The sequence below is a fragment of the Planctomycetia bacterium genome (assembly GCA_015075745.1).
Classification (GTDB): Bacteria; Planctomycetota; Phycisphaerae; order UBA1845; family UTPLA1; genus UTPLA1.
The window spans coordinates 91,268-110,833 of sequence record JABTTW010000004.1 but is presented as its reverse complement, the minus strand read 5'-3'; the positions used below and the strand labels follow the sequence as shown (position 1 = coordinate 110,833).

The following is a 19,566-nucleotide window of genomic DNA, read 5'->3' as shown; positions in this document are numbered from 1 at the left end:
TCTTGGGTAGGTCTTGGCGGAGTTTGGCGTCTCACTGCCAGGCGCAAGGGCTAAGTCAACTTTTGTTCTTTAGAGATTCCAGAAAACGTCGGGCCGCGCGGCTGGCCTTGTATCGCACTTGCATCGGCGTGCTACGCACTTCTACGAGTCCTGCATCCGTCAATTCTGAGATGAGCGTTAGAGCGTCGCCACGATGCCGGTCGATCCGAGCCGCCTTGAACCACGCAGAAAGCGATAGCCAGGCGTCTTGCGGGAAACCCGGGCCGCTAGCACAGATGTCGAATTCGACTAGCTTCTCCAGCAGCAATCTTGCGAAAAAAGACAAAGCCGCCTTCTGGACTGGAAGCGCGCTTTCCGGCTCGTTCTGTTCTTGGGGCTGACTAGCGATTGGGCTCGGGAAATTGCCCGCCCCAGATTGCTTGAAGGCGCGCTCAAGGCACTGACAGAGAATCTCAGCGCCGTGGGCGGCCAGCGCATCAAGGTCTCCGGACACTGACAAATCTATGGATACACGGTTGACGTGGTTCGCCGTTTCGTCGTGCCCCGAGCCGCCGAATCCGAGATGAAAACTAATGTGCCGTTGAGTGCCCTTGCTCTTTGTAAACGAACTATTGAAATCAACAGCGCGATGATCGCTATCACCACAGTTTATCACGTCAGCGCGCGGAGCTTCCTTCTTTGCGCAGTCTCCCCTTCGATTGACGCGGCGGCACTTTCGCATGACGAAAAACTCTGGCTCATCAGGTGGAATTCGCAGAACCCGGGTGGGCCTACCAAGGCATCAGTATGAATCGTCAGGGATATTGAAAAGAAACCGACGTGCCAGGGCAGCTGGCACGTGTAGATTCTCACTGTTTTGGAAGGTGATTTCAACATTATTCTTGTCCTTGATAGCCATTTTCTTGCGCGTCGATCACTCGGCAACTGTTCCCTGGACCGAATACCGCTCTACCATTGCGTTACAAATTGCTGTGGCGCAACGAATTACATATCAAGGAAGTTGATACGCCACCCTCGATTACATGCCGAAAAGGCAGGAATGGCGCCATCATCGAGATAAACAAGGCGATGATCGCTTGCGCTACAAGCAACTCAATCAACGTGAAAGCCCGCTTTCGCTCGACCAGCGCACATCCTCGGAGGCGGCCACAGCGTCAAAAACGCGATGATGGCGATCACCACGAGCAACTCAATCAACGTGAATGCCTTCGATTACCTTCGACCGACGCCTTCGCCAGAAAAGGGCAAAGCGTCAGGAACTCGATGATGGCGATCACCACCAGCAGCTCAATCAACGTGAATGCTCCCAATGCCCTCGACCGACACTCTCCCCACAAAAGGCTACAGAGTCAGGAACGCGAAGGCGATTACAAGCGCTTGTTTGGAGAGGGCGAACGGCAGCCGCGCATCCGGTCGCCCGGCTCATGCTGCGTTCCTGTGAAGCGTACCTACCCGTCGATTAGAGGTTGCCGAAGTGCCACTCGCTGTGCTATCGGTGGTAGTCCCCAACTGCGGAACCACCCCCAGAATGCCGAGCGACAACCAAGAGGATCAACAATTTGAAAAACTTCGCAAGGCCATCCAGGTCATATTGCGGGACGCACCAGCCGGCTACGACTCACTGCGAAGGAGGCTGCGTCGATTAAACGATGTGGTTTGCGAGGAAACGGCCATCGCGTTGGGGCCGGCCCTAAATGAGCGTGTGCGACGCCTGCCGCACGCCACCTACGAAGAAAAGAAGGAGCTGTCCAGATGGCTCAACGCCGAATTGCGAGAATTCGGGCTGGCAATCGAATGCCCGAAAACGGGGCAACCGACACTCTTGCATGCAAACCCAACGCACGATGCGGAACGTGGAAGGTTTCGCCTTGACCGCATGGATGATCAACATCGCTTCACAACAACTCTCACGTCCACCGAGTTGCCTATCATCAAACTTCGGTCGGCCGACATTGCTGTAGCACGACATCGGGCAAGGAACGATCGGTCCATTTGATAAACGACCCGTTATGCCATTAAGAATTTGTTTAACATTTTCTGCTACGAGTGTTCGTGGTACACAAAAGTAGTTATATCCCACGAGTTAACGCTCATGTCGCAGGTTAACGCTTCGTCAACAATTCACGCCGCGGAGGTCCTTTGAATGAAACTTCCATAGTTCTTCAACCCGTACGCGAGTTGACGCCAATCGAGGGCATCGAAGTCCCAGTCATCGTCGCCGATGCCGGCGCGAACGCACGGTTCGCCTACGCCGAATTCTTCGGCGACCAGATCGCCAGCGATTATACCCGCAGGGCCTACCGCCACGCCGTCCACCGTTTCCTGAAATGGTGCGAGGCCGAAGACCTCGACCTTGCCCGCATCCCGCCCGGCGGCGTCGGTCACTATATCCGCACGCTCATGACGACCGATAGCAGGCCCGCGTCGAAGCCGACGCGCAAACTCCACCTGGCCGCGATCCGGAAGTTCTTCGATGCACTTGTGCAGCGCCACGCCGTCGCGCTCAATCCCGCGTCCTCTGTTCGTGGCCCGGTCGTTAGAAACGTCATCGGAAAAACGCCGGCGACCGACCCCGCCCAGGCCCGCGCTTTGCTTCATTCTATTGATACGTCCGGCGTCATCGGTCTGCGCGACCGGGCGATTCTTGCCACCTTGATGTACACGGCCTGCCGAGCCGGCGCGGTCTCGAAGCTCCGGCTTCGCGACTATTACACCGACGGCCGTCAGCATTATCTTCGATTCGACGAGAAGGGCGGCGTGGATCGGCAGATTCCGTGCCGCCATGACTTGCAAGGCTATATCGAGGAGTATATTGCGGCCGCCCCAGCGGGCGATTCTGACGCGCCGCTCTTTCGCACCGCGCTCGGCCGGACACAGCAGTTAAGCGACCGTCCGTTTGAGGCTAAGGACATCCACCGTATGGTGAAACGGCGACTCGCAGCCGCGGGTTTGCCGACAATCCTCACTTGCCACTCATTCCGGGCGACGACGGCAACGGACTTGCTGGAGCAAGGCGTACCGCTTGAAGACGTGCAGGAATTACTCGGCCACGCCGACCCGCGAACGACGAGGCTCTATGATCGCCGCGACCGTTCGGTCACGAGGAATGTCGTTGAACGCATTTCTATATGAAAGGCGATAAGGCCGGGGAGATTAGATAACTTTTTTTCATTATGTTTCTTGCACCAAGACCGCAGTCTCTACTGCAATGAGGGGATTCTGGCTTTCGCCAGTGCCGACCTTATCACGATCGCGATATCATACGACTATGCTGCGCGCAACCCCGAAACGACGCGCACCGTTTTTTGAAAATCAGGGAAGCAGCTTATTCAATTCGACAGCCGCTTCCCAGGGCACCTGCCGCCTGCCGAGAAGCACATAGAGGAAGCCGCCGCGATCCGTTACATTTCCCGGCGCTACAATGAGCACGTCGATCCGGCCATCCGCGTTGATGTCGGCGGCAGCCGGCCGAAACGCATAGTCGTACGCCGCGGTGCCGCTGATCCGGAAGCTGCCGGGAAGGGCCACAGTATTGAGCTCGTTGGCATCACACGCCGTGTTTGCCACACCTGAAAAAAGATTAGCGCTGCTCCACCCGCCAGCCGGCTGAAGCACGATATATATCGATCCCGTGGTCGTCCCTGGGTCGCCCAGACAACCCGACGGCGAACCGCTGTTCTTGACCCCGATCAGCAGGTCCATCCTGCCGTCATCATTGATATCGGCGATGCTCACTACGCTTGGCACGGGCGAACTGATCCAGGAGGGGCGGTTCGTTGCCGTATCGATGATCGTCGAAGCATTTGTGTAGATGTCGTAAGGCGCGGCCACCGTCCCCGTTGGCCAGCTTCCGGCCGCGCGTCCGTAATAGAAGTAAATCCTGTCAACGTCGCTCACAATCAGGTCCCTGAATCCGTCGTTATTGAGATCGGCCACCGCCACGCTGTTGCCGATTGTGAGATAGTTGCTGGCGGCGGCGTTCGACACGAACTTGACGCCCCATGCCGGGTTGTTGGCGTTGATGACCGGTCCGAGGCCCTTGGTGTTCGTAGCGCTCCACGTCCAGTCGCCGGGAGTCGTCCACGTCGCGCGGCTCTTGCCGAACAGGAGATACGCCCCCGCGCCAGCGCCGCCGCTGTTGCCGCCAATCAGAAGGTCATCGATGCCATCGCCGTTCACATCTCCGGCGGCGAGCGAGAAATTGCCGACAGCCGCCGCATTCGAGAGGCTTGTCGCGGAGAGCGAGAATCCGTCGGCGATGCCGATGGTGTTGTGGGCTGTAGTCCACGTCTTTGGCAGCGACGCGCCATCGCAGGCAGTCACCAGGCTGCACCAGTTGGCCGAGCTGCGACCCCACACGAAGAACAGATATTGCGTCAATGGGTTGAGATGCTGCGCGAATACAATGTCCTTGATTCCGTCACCGTCCATGTCGGCGACAGCCGTTGCGCCCGGCGCGATGGTAAGACCGTAATTGACGAGCAGCCCGGCCGTGCCGTCGAGCGCGGACGTGAGAGTAGTGCCGTCGGCAAACGATCCCTTGCCAAAGACAATGGCGCTGGGGTAGCCCCCGATGACGATATCATCGTACGCATCGCCGTTTACGTCTCCCGTAGCGACCGTCTTTCCGAAACCGATGATAGAACTATCGTTGGAAACCACGAATCCAAGAGACCCGTCACCGCCTGTGACGGCGTTTAGATCCAGAGCATCTCTCACGGGCCAGCCGGTGCGACTTCCGAACGCGACGATTACGCGCGCGGTGCCCGCCGCGCCGTTTCCGATTACGAGGTCCTGTATGCCGTCGCCGTTGATGTCGCCGACAGCCACTGCCGCGCCGGCATCGGTGTCGGGCGTCCCGTCCATCTCCAGTGCGGCAGTAAAGCCGAGGGCGCACGCCTTGCCCTGGCAGCAGGTGTTCTTCGTCTGCTCCCGGTACCACACAATGTCGTCAAAGCCATCCGAGGGGTCCCTGCGAACGAGCCGCCCCTCCAGGGCAATATTCTTGAGTGTGTCGTCGTCCGTGGCGCCGTCCAGCGGGCCTTGGCCCTGCATCGAGTATGAGCCGTACTTGTCTTTCCCGTGCGATATCAAGGCCCACATCACATTGTCGCCGGAGACTGCCGCATCGTGCGCTGAAGCGATCTCGATCGCTCCTTTTGCGCGTTGACTCTGAAGGTCAAAACAGGACGACACGTCGGCCGAGAGCGCGGATGCGCCAGAGACGGTAGTCCTCTGATCGACGCGGTACTGCATCCGCCGGCCCCAGCCGTCGAAAGCATGCTCCTCCGGAAGACCGAGGGTCCTGACGGGCGGCATCCCGGCGTACTCCGAAGCTCCCACTGCCGAGGCGCAGTGGCCGGATTCCAGTTGCTCCATCCCGAACACGGCGCTGCCCATTAGATCGCTGATGCCGGCCGGGCACGGACGGCGATGATGCGCCGCCATGAATCCCTGCATCGCCGTTTCGATGGCGTGCATGCGCTGAAGCGTGATGTCCGCACGCTCAAGGTCGGTGCTCCCACTGCCGCCCGGCAGCACCGAGACCATGATGATGCCGCCGACGGCGATGAGCGCGCTCATCTGAATGAGTGAGAAGCCCCGCTGGGGGCGATTGTCATAATGCATGAAGCGACCGGATGCTGTTGCAGATATGCAACCCTACAGCGGTCCGGTTTCTTGTTAAAGCGCTTTCTGCCGTCGCCTTCCTGGCTCGCACCGGGAAGCCGGATTCCGGCTTCCCGTAATCATCATTACTGGAATGACTCGCGATAGGTTGCTAACCGGTCGGCTGGTCCATCGCATTAGCGGGATGCGGCCCGGTTAGAATTTGAGAACTATGATGCTGGCATTCCCACACGGAGTCATTAAGCTGTAATCCGTTCCAAATAAAGTCTATAAGGCCAGTATTGTATGGTGGCGAGGTCCCGCATGTGCATGTTGTCGTGCGGAGAGCCACAAACTGATCGTAGCCCTTTATTGCTACTTCGCCCTGACAAATAATTGACATAGGTGTATTGATGTTTTCGTTACACGATTGTCCTTGAAGTGTCCGACACATCGCCAGCGGCAACGCATTTGTATTAATGTTGATCGCCATCGCCGGACTCGTTGATAATACCGTACACCCGATCAGGGCCGCCGTGGTTAATAATTTGGTCTTCTTCATATGTTTACTCTCCTCCTGTGAATAATGGTTAATCGGTCGGCGAGGTTCTGCCACCGTCTCGAATGTGGGCGCCCATGCCGCATTCTCCGGTCTGCGGCCCGCTCTGAACCAGCACCGGTTCCTCATCCTCGTCAAACTGAATGATGCTGACCTGCGGACCCGATCCCGAGGGACCGTAGGCGCTCGCATCGCTTGCAGCGATGGCTGTCGCTGCTGCAATCGCCGTTAATACGTAAATCGACTTCATAAGACTCCTGTCAGTTGTTGCACAATCAGTAACTTGAGATCCAGTATAATTCACTTGTCTTAATAATTAGTTAAAATGCTCGACAATTCGTTAACCATTTGATTTCCCGTGCCTGCCTCATCGGCGGGCCGGAACGGCGTCCGGGGCTACGGCAGAATGAGCCATAGAATGAAGCCGTTCAGGCTCACGGGCTCAATGTGCATATCCCCGATGTCGCCGCAGACGAACGCGCCGCTGTACCGGTTGACGTGAAGTTCGATGGCATTGTCGGCGGCCCACGCGCCGTTTATTACCTGGCCGTCGTTGCCGGAGCAGCCTATCGCCACGCCGGCCCCGGTCGGGTAGGTGTAGGCGTAGACGCTGGTGTCGGCCAGCGCTGCCTGCGCCGGATCGGCTGCCATGACGCCCGCGAGTGTCACTGCGGAGAGCGCGGCCTTGAGTAATGGTCTTGTCGGTTTCATGTTCCCCCCGTTGGTTGGTTAAATGTGTTGTGTAGTCTTTCCAGAGTACCACGCAACTGTGACATTACTGTGACAGCCGGATGAAACATTTGTGACAATCGTGGGGACTGAAATGGCCGATTGCAGCCGCTCTTCGCAGAGCGGCAGCGCGCGGCCGTCGGCCGCGCGCCCGTGGTGAAAGCGTCAAGCAGTGGTTAGATGCCGCCGAAACCGTCGTAGCAGCAGATGTACGGAGTCGCGGGCGACCAGCCCGGAGGCGCCCAGGGCTCCCCGGTAACAGATTCTCCGCCCGACGCGAAGGTGATGCAGTACCGGGCCTTGCGGTCCGGTGCGGCCAGCCACGGCGAATGAGATTCGCAGGGCACGATGCCGTCCTCGATAATGTCGGCCGGCAACGTGGGCGGCGGGCCTGCGTTAAGCGCCAGCGCCGCGCCGGGGCCTCCCAGTACGCTCATGACGGCAAGCGCCGTCATTGCAGTGCGTGCAGTATTCTTCATGTCCATCCTCCCGCGATGTCGTTTCATGGCTGTTAATCATTATTAAGAATAGCGGGAAATGGTTAACAAGTACTTACTCCAGTGTGAACCTTTTGTGACAATTGGGGCGTCAAAACGTTCCACGGATGGCGGCGGAGCAGAGCCGGCTGGCCGGCGTGACGCGCTCGTTGTACACCCACTGCGAGGGAGGCGAGCCGCCGTCGTGGCACGCGCAGCGCGCGCCGGTCGCGGGCGGTGTCGCGCCGCAGCCGTACCCGCTGTCAGTGAATGCCTGCGAATGCGCCCCGTCCGTCGCGTAGTAGCGGGATTCATAGACCTGCATCTTGCCGGAAAGCGGAAGACCGTCATCGAGCTTTCGATCCACCGCCGCGATATCGACGGGGTCGAATGCCTGGTACGGGTCCCGCGTCATGGTCAGTCCGACGACGCTCTTGCCCAGGATCAGGTTGTGCGCGGCAAGCACCGTCACCGTCGGGTTGACGCCCGTGTAGTTCCCGGTGTTGGGCGCGGCGAACCTCATGCCGTTTCGCACCGCCCACCCGAATCCCGCGCCGCGCGCCGTAATCCCCGCCGCCGGCGTCACGACGCCTGCCGGGTAGCCGAACTTGTCGCTCAAGTGTTCGATTTCAGGGATTACAGACGTTCCCGGTCCGGGGTCGCCGGCCATGTTGAAGTTCGGATCGCCGAGAATTGTGTCTGCCGAGGCGGTGGCGGTTCCATTGTGCCCGATCATGCCGGCCGCAGAAAGGTGGTACCAGAAATTCAGGTACTCGCGGCTGGCCCGCTCGTAATAGACCGGTTCATAGCAGCGAACGGTCGGGTCCACGAGCATCCCGTCGCAGGGGCCGATGATGCCGTCGCCGTCTCCACCGGAAGTGAGCGCGAATCCCATCGCCGCCGGGTCGGCGCAGTCGCCGGGCAGGCAGCCGAACTTCGCCTTGAACGCGGCGGCGGCCGTATTGAACCGTTCGTACTGGGAGACCGTCGCGCGAACCTGCGCGCTCCGGACCAGGTCGCGGCCGACCACGACGCCGCCCACGATCAGCCCGATGATGATGATGACGATCGACAGCTCGACCAGCGTGAATCCATGGATATCGATTTGATTCTTCTGTGGCATCCCCTGCCCGTTTCTCGATTTGAGAATCGTTCCACTATGCCATCCCAATGCTTACGAATCGGTTAACGAAGCCGCCGGCTGGCGACCGCCTCGCTGAGCGCGGCGCAGAGTTCGGCGCTGCCGCCGCTTCGCGCGACATCGAGCGCCGAGAGCAGCCGGTTGTCCCGAAGCGACACATCCGCACCCTTCGCAAGAAGCGCGCGGCAGGTGTCGGCGTCGCCGAATCCCGCCGCCACCTTGTGCAGTGGCGTCTCCAGGTTTCGATCTCTGGCGTTCACATCTGCCCCGGCGTCTATCAGCCTGCCGATCCGCTCGTTATTGCCCACAACGATCTGCCCGCCGGTATACGCCCAGTGATGCAGCAGCGTCTGGCCCGTGTTGTCCTTTGCGTTGATGTCCGCGCCGTGGCGTTGCAGCAGCTTCACGGTTTTCATGTCCTGCGCGAACATCAGCGGCGTCCGGCCCCGCAGGTCTCTTGCACCCACATCCGCGCCTGCCTTGAGCAGCGCCTCGATTGCGCCGTGCGCTCCCGCACCCGCCGCCACGTGCAGCGGCGACTGGCCGAACTTGTTGGGAAGGTTAACTTCCGCCCCTTTTGCCGTAAGCTGCTTTATCGCGCGGCTGTTGTCGTGCTGCGCCGCGTCGTGCAGCGTCGGCAATCCTTCAATGGTATCTTCGGTCATGTTTCCCCCATCGATGTCTGTGCACGCTTCATAAATAGCACATCGGCGCGCGAACGTGTGTGATGTTTTTGTGACAGTCTTGGTCGTTCTGCGCAAGTAATTGACCTTGCGGCGAAAACTGGGTCAGAACCCGGTGATGAATATCAGCGAGCATGCGGGGTTCTTATGCGCGACCTTGTAGTCCGCCGTTGCGGCGCTGGACGACGTGGCGCAGTGTCGCGTCGCCGTTATGAAGTTCGGCGTGTATGAAAGCACCTGCCCAGTGCCGGGCTTTCCGTCGTCCACCATCTTGTCGATGGCCAGTGCGTCCTCCGGCGATAGCGCCGGCATCATGGCGGGATTGTTCAGACCGGGATAGGACGACTCCCCGCCCATTCCCATCATCCCCGGAACCGCACACGTCCCGCAGCCGAACACAATGACGTGGCCGTAGTCCGCACGGTAGGCGCCGAACGTATCCATGTACGAGGCGGCGAAGTGCATCGTATAGCCGCTCTCCGGTCCGGGTCCGCGCGGGATGTTGAGGCCGTGGCCCAATCCGCCTCCCGTGGCCGGATTGCCGGTTCCCGTGAACGCGCCTTCAATGAACCCTGCATTGGAAAGATGCTGCCAGACGCGAATCCCTTCCCTGACCTCCTGATCCGTTCCGTTGAGTGTGCCGGCCGACGACGTTGTGCCGCCGATGAAGCTGTTGCCGTTCCCGTTGCAGGTGCTTGCGGTCTTCAGGTCGCTCGCCGCCGTTTCAGGACAGCCGGCAAGCGAGCTCCACGCTTCCTCCGCCTTCGGGAAATCCCCCGGCAGGTAGCCGTACTTGTCGCGGAACAGCTTGGCTGCGTGCTTGAACTGGCTGACATCGGAGACGATCGCCTTGAGCTCGGCCGAGCGAATGATCCCCCGGCCGATCAGAACGGCACCGATGACCAGGCCGAAGACGATCAGATAGATGACTGTCTCAATCAGTGTGAAGCCTGCCGACTCTCTGCGCTGTATCTGTGCCACAGTGGTCCCTCCGCGCCGGCGCGCTTGCTTGCCGCTCGGCCCGAGCAGTATGCGCTCGTCAGGGTTAACAACCTGTAAACATCGTTCGCCGCGGCTGTGCCTGTATCGGGTTCCCGCCGTCAATCGGGCGGGGATACCCGAACCTGTTCAGGCAATCCTCCCAGAATTTACAGTGCGGAAGATTCGCTGGTGACGACGTTTATCACGCATGCGCCCCAGCCGCAGCAGTCACCCCCGATGCCGATGTTGTTCAGCACGTCGCACCATTTCTTGCATTCCCGCGGATTGCCGAATTCCTCGTAAATATGAATGGTGTCGCCCGTAGAGAGCATGCAGCCCTTAATTTTGTTCTTGACGATCGTCGTCGTCTCGAAGGCCAGCACACTGCCCGAAGGCGACATCGCGAGCATACCGGCCGTCGCAATGGCGGCCAGGAGCGTCAGTTTGAACTGCTTGAGCGTTGCGATTCTCATAATTACCCCCTGAGATTGTGATTCGCGTATAGTCCATTCATCGTACCGCTGTTGTGTGACAAATCGGCGACACAATTATGAACTATTTGTGACATTGCACTGTCCGGCGGAGTGCCAGCACATCCCACCCAACAGGATTGACTTGGACCTTCAGCGGCTTGGCTGGATGTTCTATTCATTTGCCATCTTCCACCACAAGCGCCGCCGGCTGTCATAAAGTTGTAACACTTCTGCAGTACAATGAGGCAGTTGCAACTGAACCAAGAGAGGAAGTTACGCATGACCAATCCGAACCCGCTGCATCTGGCCAATACGGCACAGAACATGGCCCGCAACGCTCCGCAGGGCGACGCCCAAGCCTTTCACAAGATTGCGATGATCTCGATGGTGGTGATGGCCGCCTCGTCCGTCATGCAGACGCTCCAGCCCTTGCTGCGAGACCTGATAAGGAAAGACAACGATCGGGACTCGCACCGCGGCCGGAGCCGTTGAGAGCGGCTACCACTGAATCGAATCGACGACCGTCGCATTTCCAGCAGCCGAGAGGCTTTGGCTGCCCTGCACCTCGCGTATCCACGGCACGCGGTGTCGGGCGAGGCCCTCGAAAAGGCGGATCGCCGGGCGAATTTCCGCATTGAGGTTTCTGCCCTTGAGCCGAATCTTTCCCCCGCCTACTGCCAGCGTGATCCCCTCCGACGGGTCGAAGTCGAACCGTTCGATGCCGTGATAGGGAATGGCGACGATGTTGCCGTTCGCCTGACGCAGCTCGACCGCGAGCGCGCGGTCGCGGATGCCGCGAAGCCAGCCGAAGCACCCGAGGTCGTCTATTTCGGGTTCGTCCGAGACGTGTGTCGCCTCGCTGTTGCCGTTGGCGCGGCCGACGTATTTCTCAAGAAGCCTACCGTTACCGCTCATAATCCTGCCTTTCCTGTTGCCGTTGCGCTTCGCTTGTGGCGACGGCCGGGTGCAGTTGTTCCAGCCGTTCCAGCGTCATCGCGCGTTGCTTTAGCTCGCGGCCGTTCACCAATTCCGTCGCCGAGAGGCGCGCGTCGGAGCGGCTGACCGCCGACTTCAGCGCCGCCTTGTCGCCGGTGTAGATCGTGGCCCGCTCGCGGCCGCGCGAGACCGAAACGTAGAACTGTTCGCGCGACGCCGCCGGGAAGCTCTGCGCCGATTCTCCGATCAGCACGCGCTGGACGGTGCGGCCCTGGCTCGCGTGACTGGTAACGACATAGCCATGCGTCAAGTGCCCGTAGTCCTTCGCCACCGTCCAGCCGTTGGCGAGGGTGATATTCCCATTGCCGTCGAAGCCCTTGACGGTAAAGGTCGCACCGTTATTGAGCCGGTGCAGGCCGTCGGCGGTCTTGCCGTTCCGCGTGATGCGGATCAGCTCGCCGGGCGCGATCGGCAGCAGGCCGGGTTTGTAGAGCGTGTACTTCGCCGCGTGTTCGACCGGCGGCGCGTCTTCGCCGACAACGACGCGCTCGCCCTTGCCGTAGCCCTTCGCGTTCTGGTGGAACTCCAGCACGTCGCCGGGTTCTAGGTTAATCTGATCGCCGCGCTCGGCTTCCGTGTAGTGCGTGTTGTGGAGCGTCAGCACCTGCCGCTCGCGTCCGGCAAGCCGTTTCGATTGCTTGAGCTTGGCGCGGATTTCATCGGTGATCCAGTCGCCTTCGCGGTGCGTGGGACTGACCACCAGCGCCGACTTGCCTTCCTCCAGGCTCGCGACGTAATCATCCGCCATGAGCTTGTAGCGGTCCGTCTCCGTGACTTCGCGCACCCAGCCCAACCGGTCGAGCGCCTGAAGCCCCTCTTCCGTCCGGCCCAGCGACAGCGACTTGACCGCTTCCTTGTACGCGCCACTCTGCCGCTGAATCTCCCTGATCTCCGCCGGCACTAGGCCGGCCTGTTCTTCGAGCAGTCGCAGCGCCGCGCCGCGTTCAACACTTCCGTGCTGGCGCCTGTCGCCGGAGAGAATGACGCGGGCGTCAATTTGCTTCGCCAGGTCAAACACATGGCCCATCGTCTTCGTGCCGAGCAGGCCGGCTTCGTCGATCCACAGCACCTGCCCCCTCGCCTGTTGCTGCAACTCGCCATCGACCAGCAGCCGCGCCACGGTCTCCGCGTCGGCGAAGCCCTGATCGCGCAGCACGCCGCGGCTGGCGTCGGCCGAGGGCGCGAACGTGAAGACGTGTTTCCCGCTTTTCTCAATCGCTTCAACGGCTTCCGACATCATCGAGGTCTTGCCCGTCCCCGCGCCGCCGCGAATCAGCATGACTCGGTCGGGCGAGTTGAGGATGTGCAGCACGGCACTCCGCTGATCGGCGTTGAGCCATTCGCGCGTGAAGGCATGCTCGCCGCTTGCGAGCTTGCGGCAGGTGCCCCTGCCCTGACGCGCGAAGTCAATGATGCGCCGCTCTTCGGCGACCACGTCCCCGGTCGTGACGAGCTGCTCCCCGTCGCGCTCGCCGCGCACCAGGTTCGCGCGGCCGAGATTCTGCATGATCGTTTTCGCCGAGGCCGCGCCGTAGGACCGCTTGAGCGCCGCCGTCACGAGCTTGCGCTCCGACAGCACGGAGCTGCGCTCGAACGAGTGCTCGATTGCCTTCGCGACGGCATCGCCGGCGGCGCGGTCGTCCTCCGCGATGCTGTCCAAGCCCAGCCGCGCCTTGATCCCATTGAGCGCCGCCAGTTCCGCCGACGTCAGCCGAGATTTCCACTCGCGGCCGAGTTCATCGAACGTCAGATCCTTGCGCTTGCGCTCGCGGGTCTTCGCTCCCAGGTCGCCCTTCGTCGCGGCATCGGTGATGCCCCTCTCCCGCGCCTGTTCTTCTATGAGCGCCGTTCGCCGCGAGAACTTGGAAAGCGCCGCTTTCGGCACGCCGGCCAGCTCCCAGCCGTGCCGCGTCCGCTGCACGGCAAGGCCCAGTTCCTCCATGCGCCGCGCCAGCCGCGAATGAAATACCGCCTCGAAGAACGGCGCGTCGCGCTTGAGGCCGGCGAACTGCCCGGCTTTCCAGCGTTCTTCGATGCCGTCCCAGGTCGTGTTGAACACGAAGCAGTGCGCGTGCAGGTGCGGATCGGGAATTCCGTCCACCGGCCGGGCCGTGGTGTGGATGAACTCTCCCCAGACCATGTTGCCGGTCGTGCGATCCTCGTTCCGGCCGGCAAGCCTTACGCGCGTCTTCATTTCCGCTTCGATGTCCTGCATCGTCGCATCGACCGACTCACGAAAGGCTTCGAGGATTCGCTCGTCCTTGGTGAGGCCGTACAGCACCGACACGCTCTTCGGCACGTGGAAGTTGAAGTCGTAGCCGACGCGCCGCCCGGTATTCTGCCGCGGCGTCAATGCGTTGCCCGTTTTCGGGTCGATGTTGTCGCAGAGCGCGTCCCAGTCCTTCTGCTCGACTTCGCCGGCGAGGCCAAGGCGCTTGGCACCCTCGCCGCGCCAGTGGCCGGTAAGCTCCTGACCTTCCGAGTAATAGTCGGCGGTCGAGTAGTAGCTCTTCGCGCCTTCCGGCGCAGTGTTCTGGTTGATGCGAAGCATGATCCAATTCTACTTCGCAATAGTTGAGAATTAGTTACTTCATGCGCGACTCACGTGTTTCTTTCACGGCTTTCACGCCGGGGGCGTCAGGCCGCAGCCTCCCACGGTGAACAGCTCTTGTTTTCGTGACACGCAGCGCGACAGTCTCGCATTCGCAAACGTCATTCCCCGGTTGCAACCCTTGCCTGCGCGAAACGCATGGCTCTTTCTGCGAGTCCAGACGCCTGTCATTCGCATTGCAACTGAGGCGTGCATCGGGCTTGCCCTTGGACCTGCCTTCGTGCCTTGTCGTCAGAGCTTCGTCTTTTCCTTTTCGTGCCAGCCCCGCCGCGCGGCCTTGCTGATGGGCACTTAAAGCCGCCGCCGGGCCGGTCAATCAGAAAATCGTTTCCCCTGAAGGGACCCACCATTTTCCGCTGTGACCGGTAGCGCTTCGCTTAGGCCCTGCCCCCGGACTGTTGCGGCTTTCTTTGCAGTGCCATCAGGCCGCGATGGGCGCGGCCGGACACTTTGAAAAGGAGACGAATCATGACTGACAACAAGAACACTTCCGGACAGCCGTCCAAGACCCCGACGCACGTCGCGTACCAGGTGCGCGACCGCGAAGGCGCGAAGGCGATCTGGACCCGCATCGGCGCCGCCTGGGCGCACGCCGACGGCAAGGGCTTCAACCTTCAGATCGAAGCCGTTCCGCTCGACGGCCGTATCACCCTGCGTGTCGTTTCGGAAAACAAGGAGTAACCGCTGTTCAACTGGGGCGGGCTTCGCGGCCCGCCCCCTTTTTCGAGAAAGGATTCTCAATATGACACACTTCACCGTAGCGATACTCGTGCCACAGTTCGTGGCCGACGTTCCCGCATTCATCGAACGCCAGATGTACCGCTTCAGCGAGCACCTCGACGTACCGCCGTACGTCTGCTACTCGCCGCAGGAGGCCGCGGCCGAGATCGCCGACACCATCCACCGGCTGGAACTGATCGTCAGCCGCAAGGAGTCGCACTACGACCTCGACAAGTGCCGCCAGGAAATCGAAGACCTGCGCCGCACGACGCCCGAGGAACGCTACCGCGAGCGGCTCAGGTTACACGAACGATTCAACGACCAGGGCGAGCCGTTATCGACGTACAACCCGGACAGCAAATGGGACTGGTACGTCATCGGCGGCCGATGGGACGGCTGGATCAACGACATCGAGACCGGCAGCGAGCGCTTCGAGGACAACACGGCCACGACGCAGCAGGCCATTGAGCGCGGCAAGATACCGCACGCCATCGTGACGCCCGACGGGGCGTGGCACGAGCGCGGCCGCATGGGCTGGTGGGCCGTCCTGTTGACGGAGAACGAGAACTGGGACGACCAGGCCCGCGCCCTCTTCGAGTGCCATCCCGAATGCCGGGTGGTCATCGTCGATACCCACATCTAGGGAGGCCGACATGACCATCAACCCGTTCTACTCCCGTCGAAATCCGGTCCCGCCGCCGTGCTTCGTCGCCCCGCTATACGCGAGGCTCCCGCGCGCTCCGGTCAACGCCAGCCCGGTGCCGAGGCTCACCAGCCTTTACCACTTCGAGCGCGCCGGCGAATACGGCGACCGCGGCTATCCCGGCAACTGCGGCGGCAACCTGATCCGCGACCTGCTACTTTACTTCCGGCCGCAAAATGTCTGGGACCCAATGTCTGGTAGCGGAACCTGCCGCGACGTGTGCCGTGAACTGGAAATCCCCTGCGATTCCAGGGACATCCACGGCGGATTCGATGCCGCCGATCCGGACCAACTCCCGGCCGAGCGTTTCGACTTCGTCTGGATTCACCCGCCGTACTGGCGGCAGAAGCTCTACGCGGCGGATTCGCGCGACCTGTCGCGCGCGCCGACGCTTGCTGCGTTCCTCGAAAGCTACGCGGCGGTAATCGCCAACTGCGCCAAGGCATTGACGCCAAACGGAAAACTCGCCGTTCTCATGGGCGATTACTGCGACCGCCAGTCCGGGTTTGTGCCGCTCGTCTATCACACGAAACGGCTTGCCTTCGACGCGGGCTTGCGGCAGTGTTGCACCGACATCATCCGTTTCAGCCACGGGGCATCGAGCAGCCGCAAGGTATACCGATCATCGTTCATCCCCGGCCTGCATGACGTGTGCATGGTGTTTCAGAGGTAAGCCTATGACCGACAACAAAGAACGGACTTCCTACTGTACGCAGGTGCGTGCCCGCGAGCTGACACCCTCCGCGAGGTTCGTCTTCAATGAAGTGCTCGCCGCGATGCAGGACGCCGAAGAGCTCGGCGGCCCGGATGGTGAGGCATATCTCGACCTGATGCAGGCCATTATCGATGAGGCTGCCCTGCGACAACAGAACTGCGCCGAGAGACTCGCTGACAAAGCTGACGAGACCTGAACGGCACCGATTTGCACGCATGAATCGGATTGTTCTCCGTTGATGAAACCGCGCCCGCGACCTGAAGACCGGCACGCTAAAGCCGCCGCCGAGCCGGGCAAGCTGCCAAAGCCGCTTTCCGCAGGCGGAAGCCTTCGGCTTTTCGCTTGACCCAGCCCGCTCCTGTCGTCGCTTCGGCTATCGCGGCTTTGCTCACGTGCCGTCAGGCCGCGATGGGCGCGGCCCTTAAACAACTCGGAGACAACCGTATGACAAACCGCAAGAAACCCACCAAGAGCAATGCACACGGAGACGGTCAACGCTTCGGCGACGATCAGCCTATTCCCGCCAGGTCACTCGAAAGACATCACGACTGCTATGGCGGCATCGGAGCCACGGTATATGAGACCCGCTTTCCAACCGGTGCCCGCCGTTACAGTGTCGTATTCCGACGCGACGTAAGCGACCTCACGCTCGAAGGGCCATTCCATTCACTCGGCCAGGACGAACTTATGGACCTCGTCGCGGCGGCATCAAACGCCTATTTCCACATTCGTCACCTGAGATTTCTCCGCAATTGCGGACACTTGCCCGAACTGCCTTTTGACCAACTCACCGAGGCCAACGGTTGGCAACCGGCTCACCCGGAAGAATACTTCGCGTCTCAAATCGAGAAGGATTAGCCCGGTTTGTTCGCAACGGCCGTGCCAGGCGTGACCGCGCATGTCACGTTCCTTGCCATTGAAATACAAGGAGAACCCTCCGGCTCGGAGCCTGACCGGCAGGTAGGGTGTCCCGGCGCGCCGGGATGACCAGCGCCTCGCCCCGCGGCCGGTCGCATCGGGTCCCAGCCGCCGGTGAGAACCCGACGGCGACGGCCTTATACGGCAGTCAATTCGGCCCTGCCCCATGTTCCGAAACGGAACGACCGCCCGGCAATCATTGCCTACCAACCACCTGAAAACCCACTCGAATCGAACCCGTTTCCAACCGCTAAAGAACGTGGTACACCGAATAAGCCCGCACGAAAAAATGTTGTCAGACGTCTCCCCTTAGCGCTGCTAAGGACAAGTTTCACCGTGAAAGCCTGCATGAAAGCATGTCAGCTTGCCATCATGCTGGCATGACAGATGGAAGGACGGCAGGCGTGCAAGCCGGATGGAAAGCAACCTGTCTTGATTGCTTGAATGTAAGCAGACAGGCATGTCAGCTTGCCTGATTGCAGGCAGGTAATCAAGACAGGTTGCTTGCAGGACGGCGAGCTTGCATGTCGGCAGCAAATACTGCTTGCCAGCCTGCATGAAATCATGCTATCCGTCTTACATGATTATCGTCGTAGCGAACTCCAAAGGCGGCGTCGGCAAATCGACGCTCGCCGTTCACCTGGCCGCGTGGCTCCATGAGCAGGGCCATCGGGTGACGCTCGCCGACTGCGACACGCAGCAGTCATCCTCCGAATGGATACGCGAGGCGATACCGGACATCAAAGCCGTTCGACTCGACAACCCCGATATCATATTGAATGAACTACCGATTCTGGCCCAGGACGCCGACTACGTCGTGGCCGACGGACCGGGCAGCCAGACCGAAACGAGCCGCGCGCTGTTGCTGCGCGGCGATCTTGCCATTGTTCCCTGCAAAGCCAGCATGTTAGAGGTCCGCGCGCTGGCCAAAGCAACCGAGGTCCTGCGGCAGGCCCAGGACATCCGCGGCGGAATCCCGAAGGCCGTGATCGTCCTGAGCATGGTCGGAAAAAACTACCGGCTGACGCAGGACATGAAGGATGCCGCGGCCGCGCTTTCGTTGCCGATGGCAACGACGGCGATGACGCTCCGCCAGATTTACGCAGACGCGCCGGGGCAGGGGTCCGTCGTGTGGAATCTCGGCTCCCGCGCCCGCGAAGCGGCGCACGAAGCAGAAGCGCTCTTCCGCGAGATTCTGCCGGACGCCGTCGCGCCGGCAGCACGTCAGGCCGTGAAGGCATAGGACGTGATCGCCATGGCCGAACGACGCACGCTCACGCAAGGACTCAAGGAAACGCCGCCTCCGATCGACACTGCCAAGGAAAAGGCGTTTGTCTTCGGAGACAAGGAATCGCCCAAGCCGGCCGCGCCCGTCGTTGCCGCGGCGACACTCAATCGTGTGCCGATCAGCACGCGCATCCGCGACGACTTCGCGCGGGCGCTGAAGCGCGCGTCGCTGGAGCGACAGCTTGAGGGCAGGGAGCCGAACACGCTTCAGGATATTCTCGAAGAAGCCATCGAGCCGTGGCTCAAGGCGAACGGCTACCTGTCTTGATCGCCGTCGAGGGCCGGCCCCACAATCACAGGCGCATCCGCAACTTCCGAAATAGTCGGGGGCGAGGATGCCGCCGATTCGAGCGGGAGTTCCTGTTGCCGGCCAGCGCCTTTGAGATGGTACGTCCGCACGAATGCGAGGCGGTCGCCGTTGAACATGAATCGGATGTTGACGAAGAACACGCCGTCCGACGGACTGCGGAACAGGAATTCCTTTTCGAGCAGCTCGCGCACGCCGCGCTGATAAGTGCGGTCGCTGATACCGTGATCCTTGGCGACGTACTGATTCAGCTTGATTTCGTCGGAGCCGGGATTGGCGCGCATTTCGTGATAGACGAGCTCGAACACCTGCAAGCCGGTCTTGGACAGGTCCGCCGCCTGCTTGATGCCATCGAGGAACATCTTTACGAATCGGCTGCTGTCCACTTCCTCTTCCCACCAGAAGCCCATGCCGCCGATGCCTTTGATCTCGCCGCTGCTGTTGTCAACGATGACCGAACCTCTGCCGCCCGGCACCTGAAACCGCTTGGTCCGAGTCGTGATGCCATTGGCAGTCGGCACGCTTGGATTCGTCCGGTAGACCGGGAATCCACGCTTGGTTGTGACCTGGTTATCCGGCATCGCCGCAATCTGTCGCACTTCCGTCATTTTCCACCTCCAAATTTGTCTGTAAACAGACAACACACTGGCAGACTAGCGA

General features: G+C 60.8%; 26 protein-coding genes. 10 read left to right on the top strand and 16 right to left on the bottom strand.

The window, feature by feature from the left end; translation table 11 throughout:
* Positions 1–55 precede the first annotated feature (55 nt).
* The 4 genes from HS101_20005 to HS101_19990 form a co-directional block, all read right to left on the bottom strand.
* On the bottom strand, positions 56–721 hold the full coding sequence (locus HS101_20005) for a hypothetical protein (protein ID MBE7508547.1): 666 nt from the start codon (positions 719–721) through the stop codon (positions 56–58).
* 238 nt (positions 722–959) lie between these two features.
* Complete coding sequence (locus HS101_20000) at positions 960–1,100, bottom strand: hypothetical protein (protein ID MBE7508546.1); 141 nt, start codon at positions 1,098–1,100, stop codon at positions 960–962.
* Entirely contained in the window at positions 1,093–1,197 is a 105-nt protein-coding gene (locus HS101_19995; protein ID MBE7508545.1) for a type II secretion system protein, read from the bottom strand. Before HS101_19995 ends, HS101_20000 begins: the two co-directional genes overlap by 8 nt.
* On the bottom strand, positions 1,194–1,295 hold the full coding sequence (locus HS101_19990) for a hypothetical protein (protein MBE7508544.1): 102 nt from the start codon (positions 1,293–1,295) through the stop codon (positions 1,194–1,196). Before HS101_19990 ends, HS101_19995 begins: the two co-directional genes overlap by 4 nt.
* 233 nt (positions 1,296–1,528) lie before the next feature.
* Between HS101_19990 and HS101_19985 the strand changes: the two genes are divergently transcribed.
* Together HS101_19985 and HS101_19980 are read left to right on the top strand one after the other, a co-directional pair.
* Entirely contained in the window at positions 1,529–1,996 is a 468-nt protein-coding gene (locus HS101_19985; GenBank protein MBE7508543.1) for a hypothetical protein, read from the top strand.
* Positions 1,997–2,139: 143 nt separating this feature from the next.
* Entirely contained in the window at positions 2,140–3,132 is a 993-nt protein-coding gene (locus HS101_19980; GenBank protein ID MBE7508542.1) for a tyrosine-type recombinase/integrase, read from the top strand.
* Between the two features lie 180 nt (positions 3,133–3,312).
* On the opposite strand, the gene HS101_19975 is transcribed toward HS101_19980, so the two are convergent.
* The 9 genes from HS101_19975 to HS101_19935 all read right to left on the bottom strand — a co-directional run bounded on the left by HS101_19975 (position 3,313) and on the right by HS101_19935 (position 10,649).
* On the bottom strand, positions 3,313–5,628 hold the full coding sequence (locus HS101_19975; GenBank protein ID MBE7508541.1) for an FG-GAP repeat protein: 2,316 nt from the start codon (positions 5,626–5,628) through the stop codon (positions 3,313–3,315).
* A 151-nt stretch (positions 5,629–5,779) separates the two neighbouring features.
* Positions 5,780–6,169 (bottom strand): hypothetical protein, encoded by a 390-nt coding sequence (locus HS101_19970; GenBank protein ID MBE7508540.1) that lies wholly within the window; start codon positions 6,167–6,169, stop codon positions 5,780–5,782.
* A 28-nt stretch (positions 6,170–6,197) separates the two neighbouring features.
* Positions 6,198–6,416: a hypothetical protein gene (locus HS101_19965; protein MBE7508539.1), complete on the bottom strand. Its 219-nt coding sequence runs from the start codon at positions 6,414–6,416 to the stop codon at positions 6,198–6,200.
* A 146-nt stretch (positions 6,417–6,562) separates the two neighbouring features.
* Positions 6,563–6,877 carry a hypothetical protein gene (locus HS101_19960; protein ID MBE7508538.1) on the bottom strand — a complete coding sequence of 105 codons (315 nt, stop codon included), beginning with the start codon at positions 6,875–6,877 and terminating at the stop codon, positions 6,563–6,565.
* Between the two features lie 194 nt (positions 6,878–7,071).
* On the bottom strand, positions 7,072–7,374 hold the full coding sequence (locus HS101_19955; GenBank protein ID MBE7508537.1) for a hypothetical protein: 303 nt from the start codon (positions 7,372–7,374) through the stop codon (positions 7,072–7,074).
* Positions 7,375–7,483: 109 nt separating this feature from the next.
* On the bottom strand, positions 7,484–8,494 hold the full coding sequence (locus tag HS101_19950; protein MBE7508536.1) for a prepilin-type N-terminal cleavage/methylation domain-containing protein: 1,011 nt from the start codon (positions 8,492–8,494) through the stop codon (positions 7,484–7,486).
* Positions 8,495–8,556: 62 nt separating this feature from the next.
* Positions 8,557–9,177: an ankyrin repeat domain-containing protein gene (locus tag HS101_19945; protein ID MBE7508535.1), complete on the bottom strand. Its 621-nt coding sequence runs from the start codon at positions 9,175–9,177 to the stop codon at positions 8,557–8,559.
* 123 nt (positions 9,178–9,300) lie between these two features.
* Positions 9,301–10,176, bottom strand: a complete 876-nt coding sequence (locus tag HS101_19940) for a prepilin-type N-terminal cleavage/methylation domain-containing protein (protein MBE7508534.1) — start codon at positions 10,174–10,176, stop codon at positions 9,301–9,303.
* Between the two features lie 167 nt (positions 10,177–10,343).
* Positions 10,344–10,649 (bottom strand): hypothetical protein, encoded by a 306-nt coding sequence (locus HS101_19935; GenBank protein ID MBE7508533.1) that lies wholly within the window; start codon positions 10,647–10,649, stop codon positions 10,344–10,346.
* A 279-nt stretch (positions 10,650–10,928) separates the two neighbouring features.
* On the opposite strand from HS101_19935, the gene HS101_19930 reads away from it, so the two are divergent.
* Complete coding sequence (locus HS101_19930; protein ID MBE7508532.1) at positions 10,929–11,141, top strand: hypothetical protein; 213 nt, start codon at positions 10,929–10,931, stop codon at positions 11,139–11,141.
* Positions 11,142–11,147: 6 nt separating this feature from the next.
* Here the strand turns inward: HS101_19930 and HS101_19925 are convergent, their stop codons facing one another.
* Positions 11,148–11,564, bottom strand: a complete 417-nt coding sequence (locus HS101_19925; GenBank protein MBE7508531.1) for a hypothetical protein — start codon at positions 11,562–11,564, stop codon at positions 11,148–11,150.
* Positions 11,554–14,196 carry a relaxase domain-containing protein gene (locus HS101_19920; protein MBE7508530.1) on the bottom strand — a complete coding sequence of 881 codons (2,643 nt, stop codon included), beginning with the start codon at positions 14,194–14,196 and terminating at the stop codon, positions 11,554–11,556. The genes HS101_19925 and HS101_19920 overlap by 11 nt, the downstream gene beginning before the upstream one ends.
* A 528-nt stretch (positions 14,197–14,724) precedes the next feature.
* Here HS101_19920 and HS101_19915 point away from each other — a divergent pair.
* From HS101_19915 to HS101_19885, 7 genes are all read left to right on the top strand, one after another.
* Entirely contained in the window at positions 14,725–14,937 is a 213-nt protein-coding gene (locus HS101_19915; protein ID MBE7508529.1) for a hypothetical protein, read from the top strand.
* Between the two features lie 61 nt (positions 14,938–14,998).
* The gene (locus HS101_19910) at positions 14,999–15,619 is read left to right on the top strand and encodes a hypothetical protein (protein ID MBE7508528.1); all 621 of its coding nucleotides are present in this window, start codon (positions 14,999–15,001) and stop codon (positions 15,617–15,619) included.
* A 10-nt stretch (positions 15,620–15,629) separates the two neighbouring features.
* The gene (locus tag HS101_19905; protein ID MBE7508527.1) at positions 15,630–16,352 is read left to right on the top strand and encodes a hypothetical protein; all 723 of its coding nucleotides are present in this window, start codon (positions 15,630–15,632) and stop codon (positions 16,350–16,352) included.
* Positions 16,353–16,356: 4 nt separating this feature from the next.
* On the top strand, positions 16,357–16,590 hold the full coding sequence (locus HS101_19900; protein MBE7508526.1) for a hypothetical protein: 234 nt from the start codon (positions 16,357–16,359) through the stop codon (positions 16,588–16,590).
* 248 nt (positions 16,591–16,838) lie between these two features.
* Positions 16,839–17,252, top strand: a complete 414-nt coding sequence (locus HS101_19895) for a hypothetical protein (protein ID MBE7508525.1) — start codon at positions 16,839–16,841, stop codon at positions 17,250–17,252.
* Positions 17,253–17,892: 640 nt separating this feature from the next.
* Positions 17,893–18,555: a ParA family protein gene (locus HS101_19890; GenBank protein MBE7508524.1), complete on the top strand. Its 663-nt coding sequence runs from the start codon at positions 17,893–17,895 to the stop codon at positions 18,553–18,555.
* A 12-nt stretch (positions 18,556–18,567) separates the two neighbouring features.
* Positions 18,568–18,867, top strand: coding sequence for a hypothetical protein (locus HS101_19885; GenBank protein MBE7508523.1), 300 nt, complete (start codon positions 18,568–18,570; stop codon positions 18,865–18,867).
* On the opposite strand, the gene HS101_19880 is transcribed toward HS101_19885, so the two are convergent.
* Positions 18,855–19,514: a replication/maintenance protein RepL gene (locus tag HS101_19880; protein MBE7508522.1), complete on the bottom strand. Its 660-nt coding sequence runs from the start codon at positions 19,512–19,514 to the stop codon at positions 18,855–18,857. The genes HS101_19885 and HS101_19880 overlap by 13 nt on opposite strands.
* Between the last annotated feature and the right edge of the window lie 52 nt (positions 19,515–19,566).

Coding starts and splice junctions, on each gene's coding strand:
- HS101_20005 (MBE7508547.1), bottom strand. CDS start 721: ATGCGAAAGTGCCGCCGCGTCAATCGAAGGGGAGACTGCGCAAAGAAG.
- HS101_19985 (MBE7508543.1), top strand. CDS start 1,529: ATGCCGAGCGACAACCAAGAGGATCAACAATTTGAAAAACTTCGCAAG.
- HS101_19975 (MBE7508541.1), bottom strand. CDS start 5,628: ATGCATTATGACAATCGCCCCCAGCGGGGCTTCTCACTCATTCAGATG.
- HS101_19970 (MBE7508540.1), bottom strand. CDS start 6,169: ATGAAGAAGACCAAATTATTAACCACGGCGGCCCTGATCGGGTGTACG.
- HS101_19965 (MBE7508539.1), bottom strand. CDS start 6,416: ATGAAGTCGATTTACGTATTAACGGCGATTGCAGCAGCGACAGCCATC.
- HS101_19960 (MBE7508538.1), bottom strand. CDS start 6,877: ATGAAACCGACAAGACCATTACTCAAGGCCGCGCTCTCCGCAGTGACA.
- HS101_19955 (MBE7508537.1), bottom strand. CDS start 7,374: ATGAAGAATACTGCACGCACTGCAATGACGGCGCTTGCCGTCATGAGC.
- HS101_19950 (MBE7508536.1), bottom strand. CDS start 8,494: ATGCCACAGAAGAATCAAATCGATATCCATGGATTCACGCTGGTCGAG.
- HS101_19945 (MBE7508535.1), bottom strand. CDS start 9,177: ATGACCGAAGATACCATTGAAGGATTGCCGACGCTGCACGACGCGGCG.
- HS101_19935 (MBE7508533.1), bottom strand. CDS start 10,649: ATGAGAATCGCAACGCTCAAGCAGTTCAAACTGACGCTCCTGGCCGCC.
- HS101_19930 (MBE7508532.1), top strand. CDS start 10,929: ATGACCAATCCGAACCCGCTGCATCTGGCCAATACGGCACAGAACATG.
- HS101_19925 (MBE7508531.1), bottom strand. CDS start 11,564: ATGAGCGGTAACGGTAGGCTTCTTGAGAAATACGTCGGCCGCGCCAAC.
- HS101_19920 (MBE7508530.1), bottom strand. CDS start 14,196: ATGCTTCGCATCAACCAGAACACTGCGCCGGAAGGCGCGAAGAGCTAC.
- HS101_19915 (MBE7508529.1), top strand. CDS start 14,725: ATGACTGACAACAAGAACACTTCCGGACAGCCGTCCAAGACCCCGACG.
- HS101_19910 (MBE7508528.1), top strand. CDS start 14,999: ATGACACACTTCACCGTAGCGATACTCGTGCCACAGTTCGTGGCCGAC.
- HS101_19905 (MBE7508527.1), top strand. CDS start 15,630: ATGACCATCAACCCGTTCTACTCCCGTCGAAATCCGGTCCCGCCGCCG.
- HS101_19900 (MBE7508526.1), top strand. CDS start 16,357: ATGACCGACAACAAAGAACGGACTTCCTACTGTACGCAGGTGCGTGCC.
- HS101_19895 (MBE7508525.1), top strand. CDS start 16,839: ATGACAAACCGCAAGAAACCCACCAAGAGCAATGCACACGGAGACGGT.
- HS101_19890 (MBE7508524.1), top strand. CDS start 17,893: ATGATTATCGTCGTAGCGAACTCCAAAGGCGGCGTCGGCAAATCGACG.
- HS101_19885 (MBE7508523.1), top strand. CDS start 18,568: ATGGCCGAACGACGCACGCTCACGCAAGGACTCAAGGAAACGCCGCCT.
- HS101_19880 (MBE7508522.1), bottom strand. CDS start 19,514: ATGACGGAAGTGCGACAGATTGCGGCGATGCCGGATAACCAGGTCACA.